This window comes from Pseudomonas sp. 05N434 (genome assembly GCF_056396965.1).
In genome coordinates, this window is record NZ_JBFTMK010000172.1 from 1 (window position 1) to 8,586 (window position 8,586).

Genomic DNA, 8,586 nt, shown 5'->3' on the forward strand with positions numbered 1-8,586 from the left:
ATTTCACTCATGGTTTACTCCTGAAACTTGCCGGCATTGTCGCGCATTGCCGGGTGTTCGGTCACCTATGGGAGCGGGACCGTATGAATCAGCGGGATTTCGGTTTTTTCACGTCAAGCCGGCGCAAATGGCAGGTCACTTCTTCACGGTCGTGATACAGCTGCTTGCAGCCGATTTCAACCCGAATGCCCCGCGCCTTGAACCCCTCGGCAATACGCTCCAGCAAGCGCTTCACTTCGGCATAACGCTGTTTCATCGGCAGCTTGAGGTTGACCACCGCTTCCCGGCAATGCCCCTCGCCAATCCATTCTTCCAGCATCGCCGCGTTACGCGCCGGCTTCTCGACGATGTCGCAGACCATCCAGTCCACCGGCTGTTTGGGCTTGAAGGTGAAACCGTCGGCCATCAAGTGCTGCACCAGACCGGTATCCATCAGGCTTTCGGCCATCGGGCCGTTGTCGATGGCGGTCACCAGCATGCCGCGGTTGACCAGTTGCCAGGTCCAGCCGCCAGGGGCGGCGCCGAGGTCGACACCGGTCATGTCGCTGTGCAGACGCTCATCCCACTGGTCGCGGGGAATGAAGTGATGCCACGCCTCTTCCAGCTTCAACGTCGAACGGCTCGGCGCTTCACGGGGGAACTTCAGGCGCGGAATGCCCATCGGCCACATCGCCGAGTTGTTCGACTCCGCCAGCCCCATGAACACTTCGCGGCCGCTCTTGAAGGTCAGCAGCAGGCGCGGCTTGTTGGGGTCTTCCACCAGTTTGCCGGCCGCCATCAACGCCTTGCGCAGGTGCACTTCAAACTTCTTGCAGAAGTTCGACAGCTCTTTGCCATCGTTGGTGTCGACCATTTCCAGCCACAGGCTGCCGCACAGCGGGAAGTCCGCCATGTGGGCGAGGATCACGCTGATGCGGTCGGTTTCCGGCAGATCAATAAAGATCCCACGGGCCCACTGGCGCGGGAAGATCAGGTCGGCGAAACGCTGGCCACGCATCAGGCGTTCGGCGCCGTCTTCTTCGGTGCAGATGAATTCGGCATAGGCGCTGGCGGTTTTGGCCTTGGCATAACCGGCCACGTTCAGCCGCGCGGCATGTTCGGAAATCTCGGAACAGACTTCGCCTTCGAAGCCCGGTCGGCAATGCATAAAGAGGGTGTTCATTCTTACTCCTGGGCAGTTGGCGGAAAAATTGCGCCACTGCGCGATGCCCAGGCTTGCGTTGAAGCAAAGCCTGTCACGAAAACCGGCGCATGATAGCCGAGTTCGGAACCTTGGACTTGCCCTTAGGGTCCAGTTATTAGCCTTAAGCACCAAACAGGACTAGGTTTAAACCTCTGCCCTTCCCTCCGTCCGTAGCCGTGCGGACTTAAAGGAGTCATTTCAATGCCGTCCCTCGATAGCCTGAAAACCCTTAAAACCTTACAAGTCGACGACAAGACCTACCACTATTTCAGCCTGCGCGAAGCCGCCAAGAGCCTGGGTGACCTCGACAAGCTGCCCATGTCGTTGAAAGTGCTGCTGGAAAACCTGCTGCGCTGGGAGGACGAGAAAACCGTCACCGGCGCCGACCTCAAGGCGATTGCCGCCTGGCTCAAGGAGCGTCGCTCCGACCGCGAAATCCAATACCGCCCCGCGCGGGTATTGATGCAGGACTTTACCGGCGTCCCGGCCGTGGTCGACCTGGCCGCCATGCGCGCCGCCATGGCCAAGGCCGGTGGCGACCCACAGCGCATCAATCCGCTGTCGCCGGTGGACCTGGTGATCGACCACTCGGTGATGGTCGACAAGTTCGCCAGCTCAAGCGCCTTCGAACAGAACGTCGACATCGAAATGCAGCGCAACCACGAGCGGTACGCCTTCCTGCGCTGGGGTCAGAGCGCCTTCGCCAACTTCAGCGTGGTGCCGCCGGGCACCGGTATCTGTCACCAGGTCAACCTTGAATACCTAGGACGCACGGTCTGGACCAAGGATGAGGACGGCCGCACCTATGCTTTCCCCGACACCCTGGTCGGCACTGACTCCCACACCACCATGATCAACGGCCTCGGCGTACTCGGCTGGGGCGTCGGCGGGATCGAAGCGGAAGCGGCGATGCTGGGCCAACCGGTGTCGATGCTGATTCCGGAAGTGATCGGCTTCAAACTCACTGGCAAGCTCAAGGAAGGCATCACCGCCACCGACCTGGTGCTGACCGTCACCCAGATGCTGCGCAAGAAAGGCGTGGTCGGCAAATTCGTCGAGTTCTACGGCGACGGCCTCGCCGACCTGCCGCTGGCCGACCGCGCGACCATTGCGAACATGGCTCCGGAATACGGCGCCACCTGCGGCTTCTTCCCGGTGGACGAGGTGACCCTGGAGTACCTGCGCCTGTCCGGCCGTACCTCGGAAACCGTGAAACTGGTGGAGGCCTACAGCAAGACCCAGGGCCTGTGGCGCCTGCCCGGCAAGGAGCCGGTGTTCACCGACAGCCTGGCCCTGGACATGGGCAGCGTCGAGGCCAGCCTCGCCGGACCGAAACGCCCACAAGACCGCGTCTCGTTGCCGAATGTGGCGCAAGCGTTCACTGACTTTCTCGGCCTGCAAATCAAACCGACCAGCAAGGAAGAAGGTCGCCTCGAAAGTGAGGGCGGCGGTGGCGTCGCGGTAGGCAACGCCGATCTGATCGGTGAAGCGGACTACGCCCACGAAGGCCATACGCATCGGCTGAAAAACGGTGCGGTGGTGATTGCCGCGRTCACCTCCTGCACCAACACCTCCAATCCCAGTGTGATGATGGCAGCCGGACTGGTGGCGAAAAAAGCCGTGGAAAAAGGCCTCAAGCGCAAACCCTGGGTCAAGAGTTCCCTGGCCCCCGGTTCGAAAGTGGTCACCGACTATTACAAGGCAGCCGGTCTGACCCAATACCTCGACCAACTCGGTTTTGCCCTGGTCGGTTATGGCTGCACCACCTGCATCGGCAACTCCGGGCCGTTGCCGGAGCCGATTGAAAAAGCCATCCAGAAAGCCGACCTGACCGTCGCCTCGGTGCTGTCGGGCAACCGCAACTTCGAAGGCCGCGTGCATCCGCTGGTGAAAACCAACTGGCTGGCCTCCCCGCCCCTGGTCGTCGCCTACGCGCTGGCCGGCACGGTGCGCATCGACATCAGCAGCGAGCCCTTGGGAAACGACAAGGACGGCCACCCGGTTTACCTGCGAGACATCTGGCCGAGCACCAAGGAAATCGCCGACGCGGTAACTCAGGTGAACACCGCAATGTTCCACAAGGAGTACGCCGAAGTGTTCGCCGGCGACGAGCAGTGGCAAGCCATCGAAGTGCCGCAGGCAGCGACTTATGTCTGGAACAACGATTCGACGTATATCCAGCACCCGCCCTTCTTCGATGACATTGGCGGCCCTGCGCCAGTGGTCAAGGATGTCGAAGGGGCGAAAGTCCTCGCGCTGCTCGGCGATTCGGTAACCACCGACCACATCTCCCCCGCCGGCAACATCAAGACCGACAGCCCTGCCGGCCGTTACCTGCGCGAACAAGGGGTGGAACCACGGGACTTCAACTCCTACGGCTCGCGTCGCGGTAACCACGAAGTGATGATGCGCGGCACCTTCGCCAACATCCGCATTCGCAACGAAATGCTCGGTGGTGAAGAAGGCGGCAACACGATTTACATTCCGACCGGGGAAAAACTGCCGATCTACGACGCGGCCATGCGTTACCAGGCATCGGGCACGCCGCTGGTGGTGATCGCCGGGCAAGAATACGGCACTGGATCGAGCCGTGACTGGGCGGCCAAGGGCACCAACCTGCTGGGGGTCAAAGCCGTCATCGCAGAAAGCTTCGAGCGGATTCACCGTTCAAATCTGGTGGGCATGGGCGTGTTGCCGCTGCAGTTCAAGCTGGATCAGAACCGCAAGAGCCTGAACCTCACTGGCAAGGAAACCCTGGACATTCTTGGCCTGACGGGCGTCGAACTGACTCCGCGGATGAACCTGACGCTGGTCATCACCCGTGAAGACGGCAGCCAGGAGAAGGTCGAGGTATTGTGCCGGATCGATACCCTGAACGAAGTGGAGTACTTCAAGGCCGGAGGGATTTTGCATTACGTGTTGCGGCAGTTGATTGCCTCGTAACGCCTCCGCCGACAACGACACCGCCTTCGGGCGGTGTTTTTGTTTGGGCGGTGTATGTCTCTATAATTGCGCGCCCCAAGAAAACAGGCACCTCCGCCCTCAAGGACTTCAAATGATCGCTCTGCCATGGATCTATCTGGCACTTCTCTCGCTCGGCTACAGCCTGGCTTTGATCTACGGCCATCTCGGCTGGCTGGCTGCCATTTCTTTCGGGTTACTGCTGATCGCCGGTTTCGCCGTTCGCCAACAACAGATCCCCCTCGGCCGCTACCTCGGCCACGGCTTGTTCATCGTCTTGGCGGTGGCGCTGGCGACACACTGGCTTCCCGGTTTCTACAACGGTCGCGCTATCGATCCCCTGCGTTTCACCGACGATGCCGTGCGGTTCGCCATGTACCTGAATCAGGACAAACCCCTGATCGGCTTCTGGCTGTTACTGGTCTGCCCATGGATTGTCGGCCGGCGCTCCCTGCGCCTGTCGGTGTATGCCACCGCCCTCGCCCTGACCGTGAGTGCCGTACTGGCTCTGGGTGGTGCGCTATTGCTGGGGGTGATCAGTTGGGCACCGAAATGGCCGGATCAGGCCTGGCTGTGGATGCTGAACAATCTGTTGCTGGTGACGCTGGTGGAAGAAGCGCTGTTTCGCGGCTACATCCAGGGCGGTCTGAGCCGGCAGTTTAAACACCTGCCTTATGGTGAAAGCCTCGCGCTGGTGCTCGCATCATTGCTATTTGGCCTCGTTCATCTGGGCGCTGGCTGGCAATGGGTGTTGCTGGCCAGCCTGGCCGGTGTCGGCTATGGCCTGGCCTACCGGTTCGGTGGGCTGGGTGCGGCCATCGCCACCCATTTTGGTTTGAATCTGCTGCATTTCGGCTTGTTCACGTATCCGATGCTCGCGGGATGATGACGCAGCGGTCGTTTTGCGACGCGTTACTGATTTATTGAAAAAAAACTTCAATAAATGCCCAACGATGCCGATACACCATCAAAGCCTTGCGGATTGAAAAAGCCATGCGTAACAACCAGTCCATTACACAACGCGAACGGACCTTCCCGGCGCAGCAACGGTTGATTTCCACCACCGATGCCAAGGGCATGATCACCTACTGCAACGATGCTTTCGTCGAAATCAGCGGGTTTTCGCGTGAAGAACTGATCCGTGCGCCGCATAACCTGGTTCGTCATCCCGACGTCCCGTCTGCGGTGTTCGCGCACATGTGGGGCACACTGAAACAAGGCTTGCCATGGATGGGCATTGTCAAGAATCGCTGCAAGACCGGTGACCACTACTGGGTTAACGCCTATGTCACACCGGTGTTCGAAGGCAATCAGGTGATCGGTTACGAGTCGGTGCGGGTCAAGCCCACCGCCGAGCAGATCCGCCGTGCCGAAGCGCTCTACCAACGCATCAATCAGGGCAAGTCAGCCGTTCCTCAAAGGGATAAGTGGTTGCCGGTGCTTCAGGACTGGCTGCCGTTCATTCTGGTCAGCCAGTTGAGCTTCATGATCGGCGCCACCCTGACGTCGCAATGGGGCTTCGCCCTCGCCGCCGGTCTTTCGGTGCCGTTGGGCTTGATGGGCTTGAGCTGGCAACAGCGCGGCATCAAGCGCTTGCTGCGCCTGGCCGAACAGACCACGTCCGACCCGCTGATCGCGCAGATGTACACCGACAGCCGCGGTGCCCAGGCACGCTTGGAAATGTCCATTCTCAGCCAGGAAGCTCGCCTGAAAACCTGCCTGACGCGCCTGCAAGACACCGCCGAGCATCTGAACGAACAAGCGAAACAGTCCGACACGCTGGCCCATAACAGCTCCACCGGCCTGGAACGTCAGCGCGTCGAAACCGAGCAAGTGGCGACCGCCGTCAATCAGATGGCCGCTACCACTCAGGAAGTCGCCAGTCACGTGCAGCGCACCGCCGACGCCACTCAGGAAGCCAATCGCCTGACCGGTCGCGGTCGCGACATCGCAGGTGAAACCCGCGAAGCCATTCAACGCCTGTCGGTGGTGGTCGGTGAAACCGGTCTGACGGTCACTCAACTGGCCAAGGACAGCGACGAAATCGGTGGCGTGGTCGATGTGATCAAAGGCATTGCCGACCAGACCAACCTGCTCGCCTTGAACGCTGCGATCGAAGCCGCCCGTGCTGGTGAGATGGGCCGTGGTTTTGCGGTGGTGGCCGACGAAGTGCGCCAATTGGCGCAGCGCACCAGCGAATCCACCGGGCAGATCCACGCCCTGATCGCCAAGCTGCAACAAACCGCCAGCACGGCGGTGCAAACCATGGAGGCCGGCCATCGCCAGGCTGAAGAAGGTGTGGCGCGGGTATTGGAAGCGGATCAGGCGCTGGTGGGCATCAGCGAAGCGGTAGCCCACATCACCGACATGACCACCCAAATCGCTGCCGCGACCGAAGAGCAAAGTTCGGTGGCCGAAGAAATCAGCCGCAACATCAGCAACATCTCGCAACTGGCTGATCAGACCTCGGAACAGGCACAGAACTCGGCGCTACTGAGTGAAGAACTGACCAAGACGGCGAATACCCAGTATTCGTTGGTGGAGCGGTTTAACCGCTGACAACAAAGTCAAAAGATCGCAGGCTGCGCCGGCTCCTACATTTGAACGGCGTACACCCCGTAGGAGCTGCCGAAGGCTGCGATCTTTTGATCTTGCTTCTCACAAAAATCCGGCGACCTTCTTCGCTGTCGCGTCCAAATGCTGCTCATGCGTAAACCCTGAAGCCTTCAACGGCTTCAAATCATGATCCGCCGCCTCAAGCCAGAACACCTCGATACCCGGCGCCAACGTATAAGCCTCAACGGCCTCACGATTGCCCAGCGCATCGCGCTCACCCTGCACAATCAACGTCCGTGTCTTTAGCGCAGCCAAATGCTCAACCCGAGGTTTCTCCGGTTTGCCGACGGCATAAAACGGATAACCGAGGCACACCAGCGCATCCGCTTCCAGCTCATCGGCCAAAAGACTGGCCATCCGCCCGCCCATGGACTTGCCGCCAATGGCCAGACGCCCAGTGACATGGCGTCGCACCACGGCGTACACCTCGCGCCAGCACTCCAGCAGTTTCGGCGCCGGGTTCGGTGGGCGCTTGCCGCCGTCCACTCGCCGTTGGGCCATGTACGGAAACTCGAAGCGCAGCACGTTGACGCCTTGCGTGGCAAGGCGCGCAGCCATGTCGCTCATCCAGCCGCTGTCCATCGGCGCACCGGCGCCATGGGCGAGAATCAGTGTCGCCGAGGCCGGCACCGAGGCGGCATTCCACAACCATCCGTGATCCCGCACGCACTGCGCCCATTGATCCCCGTCAATACTGGCCTTGTGCTGTTTGTCCATGCTTGCCTCGCTTTTAGTCTGCCTATAACTCCAGGCGAAGGGAGCGTCTGCCTTGCGCGGTTTACTCGCAAAGACGGGCCCTCACTTCGGCTGAACCGTGGATGGGGAACCATGAACACTTCTATCAGTACCGCCTACAACTACAAGGTGGTCCGCCAATTCGCCATTATGACGGTGGTGTGGGGCATCGTCGGCATGGGGCTCGGGGTTTTTCTCGCCGCCCAGTTGGTCTGGCCCGAACTCRACTTCAATCTGCCATGGACCAGTTTCGGCCGGTTGCGCCCGCTGCACACCAACGCGGTGATCTTCGCCTTCGGCGGCTGTGCGTTGTTCGCCAGTTCGTTCTACTCGGTACAGCGTACCTGCCAGACTCGATTGTTTGCGCCGAAAATCGCCGCGTTCTGCTTCTGGGGCTGGCAACTGGTGATCCTGTTGGCGGCGATCAGCCTGCCGCTGGGTTACACCAGCTCCAAGGAATACGCCGAACTGGAATGGCCGATCGACATCCTGATCACCATCGTCTGGGTGGCTTACGCCATCGTGTTCTTCGGCACGATCATGCAACGCAAGACCAAGCACATCTATGTCGGTAACTGGTTCTTCGGTGGATTCATCATCACCGTGGCAATCCTGCACATCGTCAACAACCTGGAATTGCCGGTGAGTCTGACCAAGTCCTACTCGCTGTACTCCGGTGCGACCGATGCCATGGTGCAGTGGTGGTACGGCCACAACGCCGTAGGCTTTTTCCTCACCGCCGGTTTCCTCGGGATGATGTACTACTTCGTGCCGAAACAGGCCGAACGCCCGGTGTATTCCTATCGCTTGTCGATCGTGCACTTCTGGGCGCTGATCACCCTGTACATCTGGGCCGGTCCCCACCACTTGCACTACACCGCGCTGCCAGACTGGGCACAGTCGTTGGGCATGGTGATGTCGCTGATCCTGCTGGCGCCGAGCTGGGGCGGGATGATCAACGGCATGATGACCCTGTCGGGTGCCTGGCATAAGTTGCGCAGCGACCCGATCCTGCGCTTCCTCGTGGTGTCSCTGGCGTTCTACGGCATGTCGACCTTCGAAGGSCCGATGATGGCSATCAAGACSGTCAA

General features: G+C 60.3%; 6 protein-coding genes. 4 read left to right on the forward strand and 2 right to left on the reverse strand.

The window, feature by feature from the left end:
* Positions 1-88: 88 nt before the first annotated feature.
* The gene (rlmM, locus tag AC1DLB_RS13180) at positions 89-1,162 is read right to left on the reverse strand and encodes a 23S rRNA (cytidine(2498)-2'-O)-methyltransferase RlmM (RefSeq protein ID WP_018925308.1); all 1,074 of its coding nucleotides are present in this window, start codon (positions 1,160-1,162) and stop codon (positions 89-91) included.
* 222 nt (positions 1,163-1,384) lie between these two features.
* On the opposite strand from rlmM, the gene acnA reads away from it, so the two are divergent.
* The 3 genes from acnA (at position 1,385) to AC1DLB_RS13195 (ending at position 6,703) form a co-directional block, all read left to right on the forward strand.
* Positions 1,385-4,126, forward strand: coding sequence for an aconitate hydratase AcnA (gene acnA / locus AC1DLB_RS13185; RefSeq protein WP_477785097.1), 2,742 nt, complete (start codon positions 1,385-1,387; stop codon positions 4,124-4,126).
* 112 nt (positions 4,127-4,238) lie between these two features.
* On the forward strand, positions 4,239-5,030 hold the full coding sequence (locus AC1DLB_RS13190) for a CPBP family intramembrane glutamic endopeptidase (protein WP_018925306.1): 792 nt from the start codon (positions 4,239-4,241) through the stop codon (positions 5,028-5,030).
* Between the two features lie 107 nt (positions 5,031-5,137).
* Positions 5,138-6,703, forward strand: coding sequence for a methyl-accepting chemotaxis protein (locus AC1DLB_RS13195; RefSeq protein ID WP_477743780.1), 1,566 nt, complete (start codon positions 5,138-5,140; stop codon positions 6,701-6,703).
* A 99-nt stretch (positions 6,704-6,802) separates the two neighbouring features.
* On the opposite strand, the gene AC1DLB_RS13200 is transcribed toward AC1DLB_RS13195, so the two are convergent.
* On the reverse strand, positions 6,803-7,477 hold the full coding sequence (locus AC1DLB_RS13200; RefSeq protein ID WP_258612443.1) for an alpha/beta family hydrolase: 675 nt from the start codon (positions 7,475-7,477) through the stop codon (positions 6,803-6,805).
* A gap of 111 nt (positions 7,478-7,588) precedes the next feature.
* Here AC1DLB_RS13200 and AC1DLB_RS13205 point away from each other — a divergent pair.
* A partial coding sequence (locus AC1DLB_RS13205) for a cbb3-type cytochrome c oxidase subunit I (protein WP_477785098.1) occupies positions 7,589-8,586 on the forward strand: 998 nt, incomplete at its 3' end.